18 protein-coding genes are annotated in these 21,256 nt (G+C 43.7%); 14 read left to right on the top strand and 4 right to left on the bottom strand.

The window, feature by feature from the left end:
* Positions 1–71 precede the first annotated feature (71 nt).
* Entirely contained in the window at positions 72–1,100 is a 1,029-nt protein-coding gene (locus tag AC3CKG_RS16990) for a DMT family transporter (RefSeq protein WP_488529613.1), read from the top strand.
* A 37-nt stretch (positions 1,101–1,137) separates the two neighbouring features.
* Here the strand turns inward: AC3CKG_RS16990 and AC3CKG_RS16985 are convergent, their stop codons facing one another.
* The gene (locus AC3CKG_RS16985) at positions 1,138–4,152 is read right to left on the bottom strand and encodes an HD domain-containing phosphohydrolase (protein ID WP_065112786.1); all 3,015 of its coding nucleotides are present in this window, start codon (positions 4,150–4,152) and stop codon (positions 1,138–1,140) included.
* Between the two features lie 355 nt (positions 4,153–4,507).
* On the opposite strand from AC3CKG_RS16985, the gene AC3CKG_RS16980 reads away from it, so the two are divergent.
* The 5 genes from AC3CKG_RS16980 to AC3CKG_RS16960 all read left to right on the top strand — a co-directional run bounded on the left by AC3CKG_RS16980 (position 4,508) and on the right by AC3CKG_RS16960 (position 9,618).
* Positions 4,508–5,830 carry a GGDEF domain-containing protein gene (locus AC3CKG_RS16980; RefSeq protein ID WP_065112787.1) on the top strand — a complete coding sequence of 441 codons (1,323 nt, stop codon included), beginning with the start codon at positions 4,508–4,510 and terminating at the stop codon, positions 5,828–5,830.
* A 156-nt stretch (positions 5,831–5,986) separates the two neighbouring features.
* Positions 5,987–6,733, top strand: a complete 747-nt coding sequence (locus AC3CKG_RS16975; protein ID WP_065112788.1) for a phosphatase — start codon at positions 5,987–5,989, stop codon at positions 6,731–6,733.
* Positions 6,734–6,899: 166 nt separating this feature from the next.
* Complete coding sequence (locus AC3CKG_RS16970) at positions 6,900–7,295, top strand: cytochrome b562 (RefSeq protein ID WP_004730193.1); 396 nt, start codon at positions 6,900–6,902, stop codon at positions 7,293–7,295.
* A 325-nt stretch (positions 7,296–7,620) separates the two neighbouring features.
* Positions 7,621–7,971, top strand: a complete 351-nt coding sequence (locus AC3CKG_RS16965) for a hypothetical protein (RefSeq protein WP_017082430.1) — start codon at positions 7,621–7,623, stop codon at positions 7,969–7,971.
* Positions 7,972–8,082: 111 nt separating this feature from the next.
* Positions 8,083–9,618: a PepSY-associated TM helix domain-containing protein gene (locus AC3CKG_RS16960; protein WP_065112789.1), complete on the top strand. Its 1,536-nt coding sequence runs from the start codon at positions 8,083–8,085 to the stop codon at positions 9,616–9,618.
* Between the two features lie 113 nt (positions 9,619–9,731).
* Here the strand turns inward: AC3CKG_RS16960 and gloA2 are convergent, their stop codons facing one another.
* Positions 9,732–10,115, bottom strand: a complete 384-nt coding sequence (gene gloA2, locus AC3CKG_RS16955) for an SMU1112c/YaeR family gloxylase I-like metalloprotein (protein WP_065112790.1) — start codon at positions 10,113–10,115, stop codon at positions 9,732–9,734.
* Positions 10,115–11,047: a LysR family transcriptional regulator gene (locus tag AC3CKG_RS16950; RefSeq protein ID WP_004730200.1), complete on the bottom strand. Its 933-nt coding sequence runs from the start codon at positions 11,045–11,047 to the stop codon at positions 10,115–10,117. The genes gloA2 and AC3CKG_RS16950 overlap by 1 nt, the downstream gene beginning before the upstream one ends.
* A 375-nt stretch (positions 11,048–11,422) precedes the next feature.
* Here AC3CKG_RS16950 and AC3CKG_RS16945 point away from each other — a divergent pair, with 375 nt between their 5' ends.
* The 7 genes from AC3CKG_RS16945 to AC3CKG_RS16915 all read left to right on the top strand — a co-directional run bounded on the left by AC3CKG_RS16945 (position 11,423) and on the right by AC3CKG_RS16915 (position 18,833).
* Entirely contained in the window at positions 11,423–12,016 is a 594-nt protein-coding gene (locus tag AC3CKG_RS16945) for a cysteine dioxygenase (protein WP_017079740.1), read from the top strand.
* Between the two features lie 185 nt (positions 12,017–12,201).
* Positions 12,202–13,335, top strand: coding sequence for an efflux RND transporter periplasmic adaptor subunit (locus AC3CKG_RS16940; RefSeq protein WP_488529612.1), 1,134 nt, complete (start codon positions 12,202–12,204; stop codon positions 13,333–13,335).
* Positions 13,328–14,656 carry a TolC family protein gene (locus AC3CKG_RS16935; RefSeq protein ID WP_102561362.1) on the top strand — a complete coding sequence of 443 codons (1,329 nt, stop codon included), beginning with the start codon at positions 13,328–13,330 and terminating at the stop codon, positions 14,654–14,656. The genes AC3CKG_RS16940 and AC3CKG_RS16935 overlap by 8 nt, the downstream gene beginning before the upstream one ends.
* Positions 14,649–15,863, top strand: coding sequence for an ABC transporter permease (locus tag AC3CKG_RS16930; RefSeq protein WP_488529611.1), 1,215 nt, complete (start codon positions 14,649–14,651; stop codon positions 15,861–15,863). The genes AC3CKG_RS16935 and AC3CKG_RS16930 overlap by 8 nt, the downstream gene beginning before the upstream one ends.
* Positions 15,864–15,865: 2 nt before the next feature.
* Positions 15,866–17,149 carry an ABC transporter permease gene (locus AC3CKG_RS16925; protein ID WP_488529610.1) on the top strand — a complete coding sequence of 428 codons (1,284 nt, stop codon included), beginning with the start codon at positions 15,866–15,868 and terminating at the stop codon, positions 17,147–17,149.
* Between the two features lie 25 nt (positions 17,150–17,174).
* Positions 17,175–17,879 carry an ABC transporter ATP-binding protein gene (locus AC3CKG_RS16920; RefSeq protein ID WP_488529609.1) on the top strand — a complete coding sequence of 235 codons (705 nt, stop codon included), beginning with the start codon at positions 17,175–17,177 and terminating at the stop codon, positions 17,877–17,879.
* 132 nt (positions 17,880–18,011) lie between these two features.
* The gene (locus AC3CKG_RS16915; RefSeq protein ID WP_488529608.1) at positions 18,012–18,833 is read left to right on the top strand and encodes a helix-turn-helix domain-containing protein; all 822 of its coding nucleotides are present in this window, start codon (positions 18,012–18,014) and stop codon (positions 18,831–18,833) included.
* A 7-nt stretch (positions 18,834–18,840) separates the two neighbouring features.
* Here the strand turns inward: AC3CKG_RS16915 and AC3CKG_RS16910 are convergent, their stop codons facing one another.
* The gene (locus AC3CKG_RS16910) at positions 18,841–19,572 is read right to left on the bottom strand and encodes an EAL domain-containing protein (RefSeq protein ID WP_029223665.1); all 732 of its coding nucleotides are present in this window, start codon (positions 19,570–19,572) and stop codon (positions 18,841–18,843) included.
* Between the two features lie 383 nt (positions 19,573–19,955).
* Here AC3CKG_RS16910 and AC3CKG_RS16905 point away from each other — a divergent pair, with 383 nt between their 5' ends.
* Positions 19,956–21,149 (top strand): glycine C-acetyltransferase, encoded by a 1,194-nt coding sequence (locus AC3CKG_RS16905; protein ID WP_017094962.1) that lies wholly within the window; start codon positions 19,956–19,958, stop codon positions 21,147–21,149.
* Positions 21,150–21,256: the final 107 nt, after the last annotated feature.

The raw sequence follows: 21,256 nt of genomic DNA, 5'->3' as shown, positions 1-21,256 counted from the left end.
TGTGGTTAATATTACTCGCTATTTTTCATCACGTCACGCCTCTAAAATAACTGTCATAGGAGGTGATAATTATGTCTGATATTACCAAGGCGACGGCTTTCATGTTGTTGTCGACGTTCAGTTTGTCTTTAAGTGGCTTAATGGCCAAGTATCTATCGGTATCAATGCCCGTTTCATTTTTGAGTTTCGTGCGTTTTTTGTTACCCAGTCTGTTTTTATTCTTATTTTTGATGTTTTACAAAATCACGAAACCTTCACTCGATATGTGGAAACCTTTAGTGATGCGTGCGATTTTTATGGTGGCATGCCAGTGGTGTTTCCTTACGTCTTTACAGACCCTAACACTCGTTGAAGGTGTGGTGTTGTTCAGCACTGGCCCTCTGTTCATTCCTTTGTTAGAAAAATTAATGTTTGGAACCAAAATTCATACAACCACAGTGATTTGTTTAGTTGTCACCTTTGTCGGCGTAGTGATGATGGCTGGGGATTGGTCGCAGTTTGAATTTGGCTCAGAGTTCTTTAGGCCAGCGTTGTTGCTGGGGTTATTGGCGGGTGTATTTAATTCGGGTTCACAAGTGAGTTTGTATCGAGCGTCCAAGACTAGCCTGACACCCGCAGAGCTCAACGCGTGGACGTTCTTGGTCGCGGCAATCATTGTGATACCAATGGTTGTGTTTACTTCAGTCTCTGCGGCTCCAGATGGGCTTGAGGGTGCTGCGGGCAATGGAACCTTTTCGGCTCTGCTATCTTTTGAAGGCTTAGGCTGGATTGGGCTTGGCGCTTTTGGATTGGCTCTATTTACTATTAACACGCAAATCTTCCGCTCGAAAGCGTACAAGTTGGCAGACAGCGGTTCTCAATTAGCTCCCCTAATTTTTACTAACATGCTGTTCAGTGCGTTATGGCAGAGCTTGTTCTTTGATGATGTGTTTTCAACTCAGCAGTTAATCGGCATCAATTTGATCGTCGTGGCGAGCATAACCAATACTGTATTAGCTAAAAAACACAGCAAAGCAAAAGCCAAGCAAACACCGCAAACCGCTGTGGCTTTAGCGACTGCAGCAGATGCTGCGGTGTTGGATTCTGCTGTTAAAAGTTAAGCATTGAGTTAGAAGTCTAAAACGTAATACATAAAGCCTAGAACAGTGAGCGAATGTACTCTTTTACTCGTTCGATATGCTTGCTCTGATCAATCTCGCATCGTTGGTTCGCTTCAAGGTATCGCTCAGCGTATTTGTCATAGATTTTGTTTTCCAAAAACAGCAAATACAGTTTTGGGTCGATATGACCGCTGGTGGCCATGTCGGTCATGATATTGAGTGATTCGCTTAGGAGTTTACCTTTTTTATACGGGCGATCACTGGAGGTGAGAGCTTCGAATACATCGGCAATGGCCATCGCTCTAGACGGTAAAGGTAACTGGTCTTCGTTTAAGCCTCTCGGGTAGCCCTTACCATCGATACGTTCGTGGTGTCCGCTGGCAATGTCAGGAATGTTTTTGAGATAAGGTGGGTAAGGGAGCTTGTTGAGCATGGTGAAGGTTTGAATGATATGGTCGTTTATCATGAAGCGTTCTTCGTCGTTTAAGGTACCGCGACGTACTTTCAAATTGTGCAATTCACCTTGGTTGTACTTCACTTCACCTGGCTTGAGTACAAACGCTTCTTGCCACACATCAGCTGGGTTAAAGCCATTATCCCAAGGTATTTTATGTTCGGGTTTATCAGCAAGTAGTGGCTCCATCACTGGCAGCGTTTGGTCTTTGCTTGTTGGCTCAATTTCATCTTTTTCAGCAGGATCCGGCTGCGTGTTAAATCTCTCTTTTTCAGACCAAGATAACCCTAGCTGATCGTCGAGTGTTCGTTTCCATTGGCGCTTGGCTATTCGGTCTAAGCGTTCTAGTTGCTCATCCGTCATCGACTCTCCACCGAGGTTACACTCGGCTACGAAGGCAAACTCTTCATCCAATTCAGACAGGCTTTGCTCGAGAACTTTCAGCTGCTCTTCTTGAAGCGCTCCGTTCGCTATGGCTTTCCAGTAGTCGGTTTCAGCCTGTTGTTTTAACAGTTCGAAACGCATTCGCACTTCATGGATTCGGTCGTAAATGGTTTCAAGTTTTGTTGCCTTATCCACGACATATTCTGGTGTCGTCACCTTGCCACAATCGTGCAACCAAGCAGCCAGCATGAGTTCTTCCCATTGTTTATTATCAAGCGAGAACTGTGGGTAGTAACGGTCGTCGTCTATGGTGGCCTGGGTTAACCATTTGGTCAGTTCAGGAACTCGTTGGCAATGACCGCCCGTGTAAGGTGATTTGGTATCAATCGCAGAGGCAATAAGTTCTATGAAGGCATTGAGCATGTCTTTCTGTTGCTGCATTTGGTCAATGTTGTCTTTGGCGATTTCAGCAAAGCTCAGTAGCTCCCTCAAAAATGCATGTTTGTCTGCCTGCATTTTGGTGATTGGTCTTTCATAGCCAATTGCAACAATACCCACCAACAACTTCTCACGGTTCAATAGTGGGAAAAGGTACAGGTCAGAATTGAATATCGAATCTTGGTAATAGTTAAGAACATTGTTTTCTCGGTTAAGGTGGATGGTCTCGCCAGATTTAAGCTGACACAATAGCCAAGGGGTATGCTTGATGAAGTCATTGATGTCGGCCTTGAAAGGAAGAATGGCGAGATTCGCTGCCGTATCAAACACATCCTTTTCTTCAGATTGAGTAAACAGCACGATGGTTTCGGCCTTGGTGATTAGATAGCTTTGATGCGCAATGTTTTTGGCTAATATCGAAAACTCCTGATTACCCGCTGTGTCCCGAAGTAAATTAATCAGATCATGAAGCGTGTGCTCCATCAGCTCAATGGAATGGGCGAGGTTAGCTACTTCCTTTATCATGCTCTTAGGGTAGTGGGTTCTTCTGAAATCGAATCGAGCGATGTTGTCAGTTAGCTGCATGAGTGTATTGAGAGGTTGGGATAAGCGGTTGGCGACTAACCACACGATACCAAAACAGATAAACAACATACCAATCGCGACCGCAACTTGCTTATCACGCATCGAGATAAGATCAGAAAGCAGATCATTGTGTGGCGTTGCTTCGGCGAGATAAAGGGTGACGTCTTGAGTCAGCTCAACGGGCGTTAATGTTAATGCCCAAGTATTTAGGTTGTACTCAATGTTCTTTAGGTTGAGGTTAAATTTCTCTTCATCAGAAATAAGAGGGGCTAAAACAGACGACTTTAAGGCCGCCATTTGATCACGTTTAGGGATGTTGAATAGTTGTTGGCTTTGCTCGCTACCGGACCCTTTATTGTCCCCTACGTTTCCGTTGGTGCGGTTGTTTTCAGCTATGGGGCTTAAGTTGGGTATTGCTAAGTCCAGTTGATGTTGACCTAGCAGGTTAAAATGTTGGTCAAACAAAGCCAAGCGACTCTGTGGCGAATAAGCGAGTTGGCTTATCTGAGAGGATAAAGAATCTAAAGTGAAATCAGCGCCAACCACATGATTACCTTCATAAGTTCGTCTTGATAGGGTAATGCCGTTCTTTTTAAGAAAGTAAAACAGGTAAGGCTCAGAGAGTTTGATTGTTCCATCGGGTTTAGCGTTGCGGAACCAAGGTCGGGTGGTGGGATTAAACTCACTCTCTTGTTGCACAATGCTCAATACCTTATGTGCGCCATCAAGGTAAGAGATAAGGTTCTCGCCCTTGAGGTTGATCGTGCTGACCATCATCGTGGCTTTGGCTGGTGCGTTGTTTTCAAGTCTTTGCTTGTTGGTGCTCAGTGGGCGGAAAATCCTAAACTCTCCATCATCAGACCCGTAAAACAGCGCAACTAAATTGGTATTTTGTTTGAATATGATGTCTATCGAGGCAATCCAAGATTCCTGCTCAGTAGACGAAGTTTGATGAGAAACAAACGGGCTCACAGCCATCACATTCAAGGTTGTGATAACGGGTGCGATGGCTTGCTTAAATACCGATTCCAGTTTATCGCGATGTTCATTACTGATTTCGCTCACCGTCCCTAACAACAACTCTTGTGAATGGCGATAGCTTATTGAGATAAGTACGGCACCAACAAGTGTTGTCAAAATTAGGAAAAGGCTAGTGATGTGGATACTCAGCGGATATCGTCTTCGTCTCATCAAACACTCCAGCTTGTTAACTGGTATAAGTATTGACGAACTTGGGTAGGTTGCAAAAAATTGGTGTAATTAAGGCGGCGTTACGACTAAGCCGTGCTTCCGATAGCTAAGTGAAATGAGAATAAAGCCTTATCTTTAAGTGCTAATGGTCACTTGTGGTTGGTAGGGTTGCTCCGAGATGCTGGACAGGCTCGGTGTGGGCAATTCATATCTAGTGTTATTAATATTCCTGATTAGAAAAACAAGCATTCCGAGTGTTTTATCAATTAAACATTATTATGTTAATATTGTCAGTTATTTTGCACATCTATAAAACATCTAGGTGCTGTATGTGTTGAGCCTAGAAGGAACAGTAATGACGTTAGAAGCCTATATTCTCAATGTAGGAATATACTCAATTTTCCCATTATATTTTGCTACGTTAAAAAACCGTGTGCGTACAGCTGCATTTTATAACTATCTTAGTATCGTGCTTTTAGTGGGAGGACTTGCTGGTGCCGTTTATTCCTTTCCTTTATCCGAAGCTTTAAGTATTTCAGGCGGAAATATTGCTTATGGTGCCTTCATGATGAGCACCATAATGCTCATTATTATTGAGCGAGATTTTAACACTTTTAAACACATGTTTCGGTTAGTAGTGGTTGTGGATTTAATTGCCTTTGTTGGCTTTAACTTTATGGCTTGGTTGCTGGAATCGGAATATGTGTTGAACCCTTTTGCTATCCCTTTCAGTATCTTTGACGTGTCGTTGAAAGTTCTTGTTCTTGGCGGGGTTTTGATTCTCCTCGAAATATTGTTATTGATGTTTATTTTTACACAGGTGAGTAAGTTCCTTTCCAACCTACCAGCGTTGGCATTCATCTATACGCTAGCATTTGTTTTTATCCTTTGTTTGGATGGAGCACTGTTTCCTCTTTTAGCTTTTGGCCTAAGCCCGCAGATCGTTCCTATCATATTCGGAAATATACTGGGTAAGTTGTTGATTGCGGCCTGCTATAGCGTCCCAATGCTGATCTTCTACTTTTTGTTTAGGGGGGATTTTGCCAAGTTTGTTAGTTCGCCGCTATCCATAAAGGATTTGACTAAAGCTCCTAGAAAAGAGTTGCTGGCAACATTGTATCAATATGAGTTGCGTGATGAGCAGTTGCAGAGAGAAAAACAAGATCTCACAAAGATTGCACTTTTTGATGAGCTAACCTCACTCCCCAATAGACGTAAATTTAATCAAACGTTTGAGTCTGAATGGGCTAGATGTGAACGCGAAGGGCAAACTTTAACCTTAGTGATCGGTGATATTGATTTTTTCAAGCAATATAATGATGCATATGGCCACCATCAAGGAGATGTTTGCCTTAAACAAGTCGCAAAGTTATGGAAGCAAATTTTTAATCGTCCGTCAGACCTTGCTGCTCGCATCGGAGGCGAGGAGTTTGCCATTATATTGCCAAGCACATCTATAGAGCAAAGCAGAGCTCGCCTTAATTCATTCTTAACGGTTTTGCACAGTCAACCGATTCCTCATCGTTCCTCACCCATTGCTTCTCATGTAACAATGAGCCTAGGTGTAGCGGAATGCGTTCCGACGAAAAGCACATCACCAAATGATCTGTTTATGCTTGCTGATAAGCGCCTTTACAAAGCAAAGAATAGCGGGAGAAATCAGGTTATTGTCGATTGATTTAATGTTAACAATACTGAATGATGAACAGTATATAATTTCAAATCACTCAGCATCACATTAAGCAGGTGTCTGTTGGGCATTTTTGAAGAAGCTGTATTAGACCAACCCAACTTGAAATTGATTGACTAGACCACACGGTTAAGGCCTTGATTTATGGAACTAAAAGTAGATACCCACACCCACACATACGCAAGTGGTCATGCTTACAGCACGTTGATCGAGAATGCAAAATCGGCAAAACAAAACGGTTTAGCTATGTTTTGTACGACCGACCATTCCGAGTCTATGCCGGGCGCGCCACACTATTGGTTTTTCAGTAACCAGCGTGTGCTCCCTCGTTTTATTGAAGATGTCGCTATTATTCGAGGTGTCGAGTCCAACATTATGAACACACAGGGTGAAATTGATATTCATCCGAGTGTGGATAAGAACTTGGATTGGGTGATCGCGAGTTTTCATGAGCCAGTATTTCGCCCATCGGATGTTGCTACCCATACAGAAGCACTCCTGAATGTGATTAAAGGCGGCCGAATTGATGCACTTGGTCATTTAGGAAACCCAAATTTTGATTTCGATTTTGAAGCTGTGATTCAATGTGCGGCGGAACATAACGTTGCGATCGAAATTAATAACACCACGCTTAAAGGCAATAGTCGCGTTGGCAGTGTTGATCGTTGTTACGAGATCGCAAGAATTGCTAAAGCGAAAGGTGCGTTTATTACGACAGGTAGCGATGCGCATTTCTGCGTAGATGTGGGCGGGTTGGATCTCGTGTCTTCACTACTTGATGAGGTGGGCGTGGATTCGAGCAAGGTTATTACCCATTCACCACAGCAATTCTTAGCCTTTTTGGCATTGCGTGGTCGTCAATCGATTGCCGAGTTTTCGGTATTTGAGTGATGGTTTGCCCAGTACTTGTCAGTAATTAGCTAGCTAGTTTGCATTTCGACACAATCAATTTTTGTACCCGACGGATTTTTGTATACACTAGCCGAAAATAATAAAGTCGAAGTGCCACAATAACGATGGCGCTATCTTCAAAGACATCGCTTCACCTGGAGAAACAATGAAAACTCGCTCAATCCTTTTATCTGGCTTAATCGCTGCTTCGCTATTGTCTGGCAACGCTTTTGCTAATGTTGACCTTAAGAAAAACATGCAAGAAATGAAGCTTGCATTCAAACAAGCGGCAGAAGCTCAAAACATTGAAGAGATGCAAAAGCCTATCGTACGTATCGACACGCTAGTTGCTGAGCTCAAAACGGGTGTTTACCCAATTGAGAAAGAAGAACACTTCATGGAAGGTTTCAAAAAGATCAGTGCATCGATTGATAGCATTGAGAAGAAGCTAGACCAAGGTGAATTTGAATCTGCACAGCAAGAGCTTCGTACTATCGATGGCCTTCGTGAAGAGTATCACGAGAAGCGTAATCCAAGCATTTGGAGCAAGATCTTCGGTTAATTTGCTAATCAATTGAGTTTGCTAGATACGTAACAAAGAGCAAAGCCTCAAGATTCGATTTCTAAAACGCTGTCTTACATTACTCTCATTAGAGGAAGATGTAAGGCGGCGTTTTTTATTGTCTTTTTTCTGAACAGTTTACTGCTATTTTCTAGACATGTTACTGCTAATAGGTGCGTAACATTCTTTTGGCTCTTTGGTTGTAACCAGTTTTTAACTAAAAAGAGTGTGCGTTAGCTTCAATTTTTTAACCTGATGTTAATCTTTACGTTTACCTATATAACAAGTGCCTCATAATAAGGGAAATTTATAAAGATTAGGAATAATGCGCCGAACTTCGTTCAATTTCTCCATGTTACTTGCTACAGCATTAAGCTGGGTGCTAGTGACATTAATGCCTGTTATCAATGCTCATGGTAATAGTGCGGGAGTATGGGCGTCGTTATGTACGGTCAACGGCTTTGAACTGGTTCAAATTGAGGAAGGCGAGCCCAATACTCACAAAGGAAAGCCGTGTCCATTTAGCCATTTTTCCACGTTTCACCAAGACGAACTTCCAACTACACTACTGACAACTCGACTGAGTTCTATTGTCTCAGACAGCTACGCTTTTTTGGCTCTAAGCGAACGCTACACGAGACAAGCCCCGCGCGGCCCTCCCTTTGATATTGCTTAAACCTAACCCACTAAAATAATTAAAAAATAAAGTATTAAGTAAAGTTAAACATGCTCAGATTACTTTCTGATTTTTCAGAAGGTATGTTTGCGTGTGTCAAAGGAAATAATAATGTTGAGAAATGAATCTCAAAGCTCTGCGAAAGCACAAGCAACTTCGCAGTCTACAAGCAGTGCAACAACTGGTTCGGAAACCAATATAAAAAGCAAAGACCGCAATAAAACTCTCTACTTCCTCACTTGGCGCTGGCACTTCTATGCCGGGCTATTCGTTATCCCATTTATGTTGATGTTGAGTATTACTGGTTTGGTGATGCTGTTTGACGATGAAATCGAACTTGCTTTCCATCAAGACGCGATTGAAATTGCGGCATCGGGCGAACCGATCAAGGTGTCACAACAATTAGCTGCGGTACAAAATCAATACCCACAAGGTACGGTGACACAGTTTGTACCGAGCAAAGTCCCTGATCTTGCGAACCGATTTTCTGTATCACTTGAAGATGGCACTTCCGTTTTCGCCACGGTGAATCAATACACTGGCGAAGTGGTAGGAGAAATCCCGCGCAGCGATAGCCTGTACCAACTGGCGAATGACATTCACGGCACTTTGTTGATTGGTGATTGGGGTGATTACCTAATTGAAGTCGCAATAAGCTTGTCTATTCTGTTGCTCATCAGTGGTATTTACTTATGGTTACCGAGAGATAACGCGAGCCGCGCTGGTTTTCTTAAGCTTCGATTTGGTTCAGGAACGCGTGTTTTAATGCGTGATCTGCATGCGAACATCGGTGGAACACTGTCATTCATTCTTCTGTTATTTATTCTATCGGGATTATCATGGACAGGTTTTTGGGGCGGTAAGTTAGTGCAAGCATGGAGTACTTTTCCTGCTCAAATGTGGGATGACATTCCTCTGTCTAACGAAACGCATGCTTCTTTAAATCACGGGTCTGAGGAGGAAATGCCTTGGAACCTAGAGCAAACTCCGCTGCCTTTGTCTCAAGATAAGCCAGCAGAACACGTCCACCAAGTAGAAGAAGCATCTGAAGCTCATGATCATTCTAAGATGGGCGAGGATCATTCTCAGCATGTTTTATCTGCGAGTAATTTCTCGATTGATGATGTGATAGCAAAAGCTCAATCTCTTGGTTTTACGCAATATAAAGTCAATTTCCCGCGCTCAGAAACGGGCGTTTACACCGTGGCTGCCAATACTATGGGCGGTGACATTATCGATCCAACCCAAGATCGCACGACTCACCTCGACCAATATTCAGGGCGCATTCTTGGAGAGGTGACGTGGAAAGATTACAATTTATTCGCCAAAACCTTAGCCGTCGGTATTTCTCTGCACCAAGGTGACATCAGTATCATCAACAAGCTTCTAAACGCATTGTTCTGTTTGGCATTCATTTTGGTGTCAGTGACTGGTGGAGTAATGTGGTGGATGCGCAGACCTTCAGGCCAAAGAAAGTTGGGAGCACCACCGAAGTTTGGCGATGCAGGCTTATGGAAAGCGGGTTTAGTGACTGTGGTTGTTATTTCGGTACTGTTTCCACTCGCGGGTGCAACGATTGTGACTGCAATGCTATTGGATTGGTTACTGTTTTCACGCGTTGAGAGATTCAAGACCGCGTTGAGTTAATTGACATGCAAACGGACTTTCTCGACTTGAGAAAGTCCGTTTTATTCATCAGATGGGTGATTCCTTTGTGAGGAAGACTTTAGACTTGATTCAGCTCTAGATTTGATAAAGCTTTAGATCTGATAAAGTTCTAGCGGCAGGCCGTCTGGGTCTGCGAAAAACGTAAATGATTTCCCCGTAAATTCATCAACTCGAATCGGTTCGACTTCAATGCCTTGTTCTTCCAAATAGCTTTTGGCATGTTGAACGTCATCAACACAAAAAGCCAAATGTCTCAGCCCTTGAGCTTCCGGAAAGCTTGGTCTTTCAGGTGCGTCAGGGAAGCTGAATAATTCTATTTGAGCGCCATTAGGCAGTGCTAAGTCGAGCTTATACGACTGACGTGCTTCACGATAATTCTCCGCAATCACTTCAAGCTTTAAAACTTCCGTATAAAAGCGTTTAGAGACTTCGTAGTTTGAGCAAATAATGGCGGCGTGGTGTATTCCTTTCAGCATCAGTTTATTTCTCCTGCCAGCTTGTCACCCAAGTGTTCCATCGCGTAATCAATGAATACACGTAGGCGAGCAGGCATATACTTGGTTTGAGCAAACTGCATCGCGATAGCGCCATGGTAATTACTCTTGATGGTCCAATCTTCCAGTACTTGCACTACAGAACCTTCAGCCAATGCATCTTGAATCACGAAGTCATGGAAAATACCCACGCCAAGCCCTTCTTTAACGCCTTTCAATCGCATCTGAGAGTGGTTCACAGCGTAACGTCCGCTGACGGGTACTGTGTAAAACTCATCATCTTTAAGGAAGTCCCAAATGTGGTCTTTATCTGTTTCTGCAAGGTATAAGCAGTCGTGCTCAGAAAGCTCGGTAGGGTGGTGAGGGATTCCTTTGGCATCTAAATAGTCGGGGCTCGCACATAACACGAGGTTTGTTTTTCCGAGTTCTTTCAATACCAAACTCTCGTCAGGTTTGTCGGTAAGGCGAAACGCAATATCGATGCCTTGGCGCAATATGTCGATGTCACCATCGGCGGCTCTTAACTTGAGTTGAATCTCAGGGTACTGATTTAAGAATGGAACAACGAAAGGCTGTAGCACTGAGTTCAAGAACGCCTCTGGCGCCGCTACCGTTATAGAGCCTGCAGGTTCAGTATGGTCAGAGGTAGAAAGCTCAACCGCTTGTTGCGCCGCATTAATCATGACCACGCTTTGGTCGTATACCAACTGGCCTGCTTGCGTGATGATCAATGTACGAGTGGTTCGCTCGAACAGCTTTACTGAGAGTGCTTTTTCTAGACGTGTGATCAATTTACTCAACGCTGAAGGTGTAACGCCTAGCTGCTTTGCTGCGGCGGTAAAGCTACCCTCATTCACAACTAAGATAAACGAGGCGAGATCGGGAAGTAGGGCGATGAGTTTTGGGTTAATCATAAGTATCCAGTTAGACTAATTTCAACAGTGACCATAACCTTGATTGTGATTGATCTCTTCTGATTTGTGAATCAATTTCATTAATTGATACGCGCAATAGTAACCGTGATGGAAGCCGTTCTTTTTGTTGTTCCTATTTCAAATTACTCAGTTATTCAGATCTCAAGTCAATATGGCGATTCCGTTGCTTCAAATTGGTTGTTAGATGCTTTTGTTATATAAATGTAAATACTTGTGGTTGCTTGTTAAATTTCATTTAAACGGTGTTAGTATCCTCCCAACTTGTGCTGAATTGAATCAGCTATATTTCATTGTTCGAAGAGAGCTTTTAACTTCGAGTTAGGAAGAGCAAAAACATAGTCAGAGGTAAGTATTTTGCAACGTACTGATATCACCCCAACGCAATCTCCCGCGTTAGCCGCGTTAATTAATAACGATTATGAGCTTAATTTCCAAGAGTTTATGGACCAAATACAGCTGGCGAATAAACCTATGTCTCTGGCTTCCATTCGGTTCATATTGGATAACATCGAGCTGAGTAAAGAAGAGATCAAGTCGTTGGCGAGTTTTGATAAAGAAACATACTGCCGACAAAGACTTTTCAAGAATGACCACTGCGAAGTTTTAATTTTGAGTTGGCTAAATGGGCAAAGAAGTAAAATACACGATCATTTGAATACGTCTTGTGGCGTAAAAGTTTTACACGGGCAAGCAACGGAAACCCTGTTTGAAACGGCGGCTAATGGTCATATTTTTGCTTCTCAGTCGACTCATTTCCAAGAGGGCAGTGTGACCGTTAGTAAAGATAATGATATCCATCAGATATCGAATCTACAGGCCGGAGATGAACCGCTCATTACGTTACATGTGTATTCGCCCCCTTTAAGCCAATTCCATCTCTATCAGCTAGAGAGCGGTAAGTCGGAACTGCTCGACATACAACAAGAGTGCTGGGCCTACGAGATTTAAAGTGCGTTAAACGGAGACAACTTTCTACTTAAATGGTCATGATAAGGCTAAAAGGAGGCGTAGAAAGTCTGTCGTTTAATTTTGCTTTAACGCTATGCATTATAAAATTTTATACTATTTATGAACTTCGCATATCCACGGTAGTCATAGGGCTCACAAATATAAAATAATGAGCTGGATAAATTATGACTAAACGTGGGTTAGTGTCTGTGGCATGTGCCACGCTGCTAGGTGGAGGTGCGTATTTCTATTTTCAAACTTCAACGCCTCCTGAAGCCTTTCCAACCCTAACGGTATCCACGGGGACGATCGAAAAGCAAGCGGTTGCGGTGGGGTATATCGTTCCCGCTCACTCTGTGTCTATCAAATCTCAAATCGACGGGATCGTTGGTGAAATCTATGCTGGTGTTGGTGAGTACGTAACGCAAGGTCAGCCGCTTATTAAGGTTCGCCCTAACCCTACCCCGAAAGCGCTTACCGATGCCTCGACCGAATTGATGCGAAGTGAGGCGAACATTGAGTCAGCAAAGCAACAACTCGCTAATCTGCAGAGTTTGGTCGAACAAGAAATCATTCCTAAGAACTACGACGAATATGTGACTGCACGTTCCAATGTGAAATCAGCACAGGCTGACGTTATGCAAAAACGTCAGAACCTAGAATTGATTCAAAGCGGGGAGTCGACAATTGGTAACTCTCGCCTAACCTCAACCATTTACGCTCCGATAGACGGTACGGTGTTGAATCGAAAAGTCGAGGTAGGAGAACCGATTATTTCTACTGAATCGAGTCAAGCGGCAACAGAAATGATGTCATTGGCCGATATGAACAGCCTGATTTTTAAGGGCAGTGTTAGTGAGCATGATGCCGCACAACTTACTCCGGGGATGCCAGTAACACTGACCGTTGCACCTTATCCAAATATCGAAATAGAAGGGATACTGACTAAGATTGCGATTCAGTCTGAAAGTCTTAACGCAACAGCTGATAGTAGTTCGGGCAAAAGTTTTGATAACGGTTTTGAAGTCGAAGTTGGCGAGCTCAAAATACCTCAAGACGTCCGATTACGTTCAGGGTTCTCATCATCTGCTCAGATAATTCTAGTTAAATCAGAAAATGTACTCACTCTACCAGAGCGCGCACTGCAATTTGAAGGCGATAGCCCTAACGTATTAATTCCAGACAGCTCAGAACAAGGCTTCCACAAACAAGCGGTAAAACTGGGCCTATCCGATGGCATCAATGTCGAAGTCATCGAAGGTGTGGAGTTAGACGAAACCGTCATCGATAACAGTATGATGGGGGCATCACATGGTTAAGCCTGCGCTGTTTAGTTGTTCACAGCGATTAGACAAACCTCTGTCAGCTCGTAAATCGCCCCTGTTGAGTGTAGGCAGCTTGCTATTAGCAATTGTGCTTAGTTGCCCTTCATATGCCATTTCCATTGAACAAGCATGGCAGCGAGCCAAACAGACGGATCCTGATTACGAGAAAGCCCGAATTGGTGTTCAACTCGGTGAGAGTTCGGTGGATTTAAGTCGCAGCTCTTTATTACCCGCTTTAAGCGCAAGCGCTTCAGCAGACTGGAGCGAAGACCGCAGTAGTTCAAATCGGTATGGTGCAGAGCTGTCTCAGGTTATTTGGGACAGTAGCCTTTGGTCTGAATTAGATAAAGCACAATCAGATTATCTGAAATCCCAGCTGGAACTGGCTCAAGCACATAATGATTTGGCGGCTAAGTTACTTCTGGTTTATCTCGATATAGGCAGCGCTCAAGGTAACTTACAGCTCACCAACAGTAAGTTAGAGGAAGGCAGCAAACTGCTAAAAATCTTCGAAAAACGCTATCTAGCAGGCAAAGTGAAATCGATTGATGTGGAAGAGATGCGTGCTAATCAGTTGTCTGACAAAGCCAATATTCTGCGAGCAAAGGCAGAGTTAGAAAGTAAAAAGTCAGAGCTGGAAGCGCTGATAAACCAAGCTCCTGATTCGGTAGATCAAATTCGTACCGAGAACTTGGTTGAGCCTCCAATGCTGGTGGCTTCTCAGCAGCAGTGGCTTGAGCTAGCGAGAAATAATAGCCCTGAATTACTGGTTGCCATAAAAGGCGTTGAAGCGCGCGAGCTAGACAAAAAGTCTGCCCAAGGAGGTTATTATCCAACAGTTAAAGGGCAAGTGGGCTATAACGACAATGATCGGTTGGACAACGGTGAGTTTAACGCGGGTTTAACTCTTAGTGTTCCTATTGATTTAAATGGTTCAACACGCGCCAAAGTGGATCAAACTTCGCTTAACTTGTTGACGGCTAAGCAGGATTTACGAAAGGTTGAAATAGACATCAAGAAGCGAATTGATCAGAACTTTACTCAAGTGAAACTCAACTGGGAACGAGTGTTAATGGCGCATGATGTTGTAGCGTCTCGCGCAGAGGTGTTGAGTAGCAAAGAAAAGTTATACGACGCGGGTTTCCTAGAAGCCTCGGATGTTATTAATGCACATAACAGCTTATTTGATTCAAGGTTCCTTCTACAGACCAACTTATATGATTATTGGCGTCAGAGAATAGGCCTGCTTCAGACAACCGGTAAATTAGATGATGAAGCGATGGCGCTGATCTCTCAGGCGCTGCACCATGGTTAATCTTTTCCTTCAGACTTGGCAAACGTTATTGGCGCATCGGATGAAAAGTGCCTTGGCTATTATCGCAATTTCATGGGGCGTGCTGTCTGTTGTTGTTTTAATGGCGTTAGGAGAAGGCTTCTATCGTTATCAAACGAAGTCTTTCTCATTTTTGGTCAATGACACTCAGGTTGTGTTTCCCTCTAGTACGAGTAAACCTTGGCAGGGCATGCCTTCAAGGCGAGAAATAAACCTTGAACAAGATAAAATTGAGCTGATCCAGCAGGCTGGTTTTGTTAAAGAGGCGTCTGCTGTTTACCTTAAAAGGGATACCAGCGTGACGAACACTCAAGGGCATAATATTGGCAGTATGGTGAGTGGTGTTGCTCCCTCTTATTTTCCTATCTCACAAAATAAGTTGCAGCCTGGTTCACGAAGTATTTCGGTGACGGATATGGAAAACCACACACGGGTGGTTGTATTGGGTGATCGAATTGCTCAAATGGGCGGAGTCGACATTGGCGATCATATTAAGATCAACGGTATTCCATTCTACGTAATAGGCGTGATGGTTGATAATGAAGGAGGAATCTCTTTTGGTGAGAGTCGACGAGTTTTTGTGCCCCAAACTACTTATCTTGACCTCTGGAAAGATAAGCCATGGCAACTGCTATTAAAGCCTGTAGAAGCCATGGATTCCGCATCGTTTAGACGTAACATTGTCAATTTTTTTGCTAAACAGATGCACTTTGATCCTACTGATAAAGATGCGGTCTATTTGCCCGACTTTAGTGAGGGTGGAGACGTGATTACCGGTATCTTTCGTGGTATTCAAATATTCCTGACGGCCAGTGGCGCAATGACTATGGCGGTTGGCGCTTTGGGTGTGGCTAATATCATGTTTCTCTCTGTTACGGAAAGAACTCGAGAAATTGGCGTTCGGCTGGCGATTGGTGCAACACAGGGTTCCATCATGTCTCAGTTTATTATTGAGGGGCTTATTTTAGTTACTTTAGGATCCATCGTGGGATTAATGGCGTCTTTTGGGACGGTTTTTTTACTTGGCTCGATGGCGTTACCAGAATGGATTGGATCACCTGTTATCACGTTAAGCTCGATTGGAATGGCGTTAACGGTGACACTGATTCTGGCGTTCTTAGCCTCTTACTTTCCTGCAAAGCGGGCGTCTCGTCTCACTCCTGTTGATGCACTCAGTGCGAGGGCTTAATCATGCTATTACCGATGAGACAAATCTTTCAGGAAATGTCTGCAGAAAAGCTACGACTTGGGCTCACGATTCTGGCTGTTGCGTGGGCAACCTTGTGTATTTCAGCGATGCTATCGGTGGGAGAAGGCATTAGGCAAGGCGTGCTTAAAACGGCACAAAATGGCAATGGTAATTTGATTTATCTATCAGGGGGGATGGCTACGGTTGATTATGGATCTTTTCATCAGGGCAAGCCGCTGACTCTAACAGTAGAAGATACGAAAGTTGTAGAGGCTCTGCCTAACATCAAAGCTGCGGTACAGACAGCTGTGTGGGATGAATCACTTACTGTTGGGGAGCGAGGGTCTTGGAAAAAAGCGTTAGCGGTAACGACTGAATTTCAGTCGGTGACGAATCTCAAGACGCGTCCAGGAGGGCGTTGGTTTAATCCTCTAGACCAAACGCAACAACGCAAAGTCATCGTGTTGGGTTACCTTTTAGCGGCCGATTTGTTTAACCCTAATGAAAGCTTTAGCTGGTTTGCTACTGTCAAATTAGAGGTCAATCCCGTGGGGAAAACAGTAAAAATTGGCAGCCAAGAGTTTACGGTGATTGGTGTACTAGAGAAAAACAGTGCCAAGGTTGAACAGGGAGATAGCATCAATTATTCGAGCTTTGTTCCTTTTTCTACGTGGCAGCGTTTTAATATCAACGGAGATATCAGTGGTATCAACGTTCAACCTCATGATGGTGTCGACAGAGTCAAACTTGCAGATACGATTCGTCAGGTTATTGCGCGTAAACATGGTGCCAGTGTCAGTGATGAGCAGGTTGTTCAGGTTGAGGATATGTTTCTCAAACAAAAAACGATGCAACAATTCTTAGTTGGTCTGCAGGGGTTCCTTGGTGTGATTGGTTTTATCACTTTGGCAGTAGCGGGTATAGGTATTGCTAACGTGATGTATGCAACGGTGAAACGCTCCACAAGAGATATTGGCGTGAGAATGGCGGTCGGTGCTACTCCAGGGATGATTCGCATGCATTATCTGGTTCAGTCATTGATGACTATGATGATGGGCGGTTTATTGGGCTTAGTGATCACTTATACACTGATTGCTGTGATTCGCTCGTTAGAGCTTGAAGGCAATATGTTTTATGAGCGTCTTGGTAAACCTGTTCCTGAGCTTTCATGGTTGGTTGTCACCATTGTTGTTTTGACGCTGGTGGTTATTGGTGTCGCTGCGGCTTGGCTCCCGGCTAATCGTGCGGCGAAAGTGACTCCGATGGAGGCACTACAAAGTGAATGATGAGATCAAAGACAGCGGAGAAACCATGTCTAACAAATTCTTAGTGGAACTCTCAAATATCGGTAAACACTACTCAAACGGTGATACTGAGATACGTGCACTAGACGGTGTCGATCTCTTGATTGAGAAGGGAGAGTTTTTGTCTATTTTAGGCCCGTCAGGATCCGGTAAATCAACGCTGATGAATATGCTTGGTTGCCTTGATAAGCCGACGGAAGGGGAGTATCAGCTAGATGGAAAAAATGTTGCTGCGTTGAGTGCTAATGATCTTGCTGGTATTCGGAACCAAAAAATTGGTTTTGTATTCCAGAGTTTTAATTTACTTGAGTATGCATCTGCATTGGACAATGTTGCTCTGCCTCTCGTGTACTCAGGGACCAAAGCCAAAGAGCGTCGTAAGCGTGCGGCGGCATTACTTGAACAAGTAGGGTTGGGCGATAGACTTGATCATAAACCGAATCAGCTGTCTGGTGGTCAGAAACAGCGTGTCGCTATTGCTAGAGCTTTGGTTAATGATCCTCAGATTATATTAGCTGATGAGCCTACAGGGGCTCTGGATTCCAAGTCTGGCGCTGAGATAGAGGCTTTGTTTAATCAGCTTCATGCTGAGGGCCGAACATTGATTATCGTGACGCACGATAACTCGCTTGCTGAACGAACTAAGCGCATAGTGACGATCAAAGACGGTAAAGTATTGTCTGATCGCCAAGGGCAACATTGCTCAACCTAGAACCTAGAACCTAGCAGCTTTCGCTTAGAGCCACTTCATCACGAAGTGGCTTTTTTCTTAAGTGTCTAACACTGACCTTGTACGGACGATATTGAGTGAACTACACTGATAAAAAAGCTAGGTAAGTAACAGATGAATAAAGAAAATTTCCCTATAGAGTTAAAACGACTTCGTGAATCAATCTCTATTTCACAGGAAGAATTTGCAGAGTTGCTTTCCAATTCTCATAGAGCGTTTTTTGGTGTCAATCAGGTGATGGTCAGCCAGTGGGAAAGGGCAAAGACGTTGCCGAGTTTTGTTCGTCGTCTTGGTATCGCGAGTTTCTTTCAGGTCGATTACGATTTTTCCGTTGAAGAAATGGTACAGGTGAAAGCCGCCACTAAGAATGTCGAGCGTCCATTCAGTATTGATATTGGTTATGACTATGAGGTGACGAGTGTTGAGTCATATAACATGGGAGCACTTCCAGCGAAAAGGCTTAAGTCGATTCAAGGAATGCATCTAAAAACCTATGGCAAAGATTTTATCGAGGTTTCTCAGCATCTGGGTGTGAAAAAAGAAGATATGCAGGTGCTTTGTTTTCTTTTCGAGGGGGTCATTATTGGTCATGTGGTGTATGACGGCTTAAGTAAGATGCTTTGCAGTGTTGGCGCGGTTAGCATTGTGATTCGTCGTAAGATCTTCGATTACATGGCGGATAATTTGTCTGATACTGAGTTTCGCTTTCCGACCCTTGACCCTGCTATGTGCCAGTTCTTGTATGACCTGTATTTAGAACCTTATATGAGCAAGCTCGGCATGCCGTTTTTCAAGGCAGACATCAAGAAAGTGGTGAAAAATCCTTTTTCTCAGAACATCCAAAATAAACACGATATTTACTTTAAGTATATCCGTTACCACGACCTTAAGCAGAAGAAGAGAAGTGTCGAGTTTGTTTTAAGCTCTAGTCTGTAAAGGCGCTTTACATGACCAATCTTAGGTCGGTTAAAGGCAGAGGTTTTGAGTACAAGAAGCCTTGATAGCGATCAAACCCTAGCTGGTGGATCATTTGACGTGTATCTGCGTCTTCAACGCCTTCCGCAACGGTTTCAATACCAGACTCTTTGCAGTATGCCAAAGTACGCTTAACTAAATCGGAGCTTGCGGGCTCAATACTATTCACAATCGATTTATCGAACTTTACTTCATCGACATTAAGGCTAATCACCTTATTCATGTCTGAATAACCGATACCAAAATCGTCGATAGAGATTCTGACGCCCAGAGACTTAAAGCGCTTTATCTGCTCACAAAGCTGCTCATCTAACTGATCATTTTCACTTAGCTCAAAGGTAAGCTGTTCTGCTTTGAAAGATGCATTCCAAAGTAATTCACGAACCTTTTCGACATTATCAGGGTTTGCTAGTACTTTCTTGCTGATGTTTACCGCCAAGCTTAGATGAACGGAAAGCGATTTGACCTCCGTTAGAGATTGCTCAAGCACACTAAAAAAGATTTCTTCCTCATAACCCAATGCAAACGCGCGATCAATAAACACGCCCGGAGAGAAAATCCCTTCTTCTGGAATATCTAAACGAAACAGCGCTTCAACTCCAGTCACCTTCTCGACACTAGGCTGCACCTTTGGCTGATAAAAGCAGGTGTACCAGTCGTTTTCGAAGGCTTCTTGAATGGTGTGATCGGATAGGGTCATGTGCTTGTTTCTCATCTTGTCTCATTTGTATAGCGGCGTAACGGTCGCACATTCTGAGAGAAGCGGATAATCATCACTATATCGTTCTGAGATGAAAAATTGATATTCGATATGAAAGCGAAATTAGACAGGAACGGAAGGGGATTTGACGTTAAAAAGAACAGGTAAGACGCGTTTATGTGCCCTGTGTCACTGGGATGAACTATTATTAGTGCCTGTGATTCATTAATGTTTTTCCAACTAAAGGGATAATCGAGAAGGGGATGTTCAACTAGAATAGAGGTATAAGTTTTACAGTGTAAATGATCGAATTGAAATCGTTTACATCCCCTACATAATGCGGCGCGCGATGCTGCTGAATAATAATTAGGAAGGAATAGACAATGTCTTCTGCATTTTACCAACAGATTCAAACTCAAATCGAAGAAGTTAAAGAAGAAGGTCTTTACAAGTCTGAGCGCATTATTACTTCTGCTCAAAAAGCAGCGGTTTCTATCTCGACTGGTGAAGAAGTACTAAACTTCTGTGCAAACAACTACTTAGGACTTGCTAACCACCCTGACCTTATCGAAGCTGCTAAAGACGGTATGGATCAACACGGTTTTGGTATGGCTTCTGTTCGTTTCATCTGTGGTACTCAAGACTCTCACAAAGAACTAGAGCAAAAGCTATCTACGTTCCTTGGTAAAGAAGACACTATCCTTTACACATCTTGTTTTGATGCAAACGCTGGCCTATTCGAAACGATCCTAGGCAAAGAAGACGCAATCATTTCTGATGCTCTAAACCACGCATCTATCATTGATGGTGTTCGTCTATGTAAAGCAATGCGCTTCCGTTACTCGAACAACAACATGGAAGAGCTAGAGCAACAACTTATTGCAGCTAAAGAAGCGGGCGCTCGTCACACGCTTATCGTAACTGACGGTGTGTTCTCAATGGACGGCGTAGTTGCTAACCTTCCTGCTATCTGTGACCTTGCTGACAAGTACGGCGCACTAGTGATGGTTGATGACTCTCACGCAGTTGGCTTCATGGGCGAAAACGGCGCAGGTACTCACGAGTTCCACAATGTTGTAGACCGTATCGACATCATCACAGGTACGCTTGGTAAAGCAATGGGTGGCGCTTCAGGCGGTTACACTTCTGGTAAGAAAGAAGTGATCGACTGGTTACGTCAGCGTTCTCGTCCATACCTATTCTCTAACTCTGTTGCACCAGCAATCGTATCTGCGTCTATTCGCGTTCTAGATCTTCTAGCGGAATCTGGCGACCTACGTACTCAACTATGGGAAAACTCTGCTCACTTCCGTACTCGCATGGAAGCAGCGGGCTTCACTATGGGCGGTGCTGATCACGCAATCATCCCAATCATGCTTGGTGATGCAAAAGTAGCAGCTGAATTCGCAGAGCGCGCACTAGAGAAAGGCATCTACGTTGTAGGTTTCTCATTCCCTGTAGTACCAAAAGGCCAAGCTCGTATCCGTACGCAAATGTCTGCTGCACACTCTCGTGAGCAACTAGACCGTGCAATTGATGCGTTCATCCAAGTTGGTAAAGACATGGCTATTATCTAATTTTAAAGGGATGCCTTATGCATCCTTTGATTAGATAGAACAACACCCAATAGAACAATAGATTTTTGATTCTCGCCTTACAGTTAGGCGAGATGAACTGGATAACA

Source organism: Vibrio sp. QJM3NY_15 (genome assembly GCF_057785995.1).
Note: the sequence above shows the minus strand (reverse complement) of the source record. Positions and strands in the feature narration are given on the sequence as shown.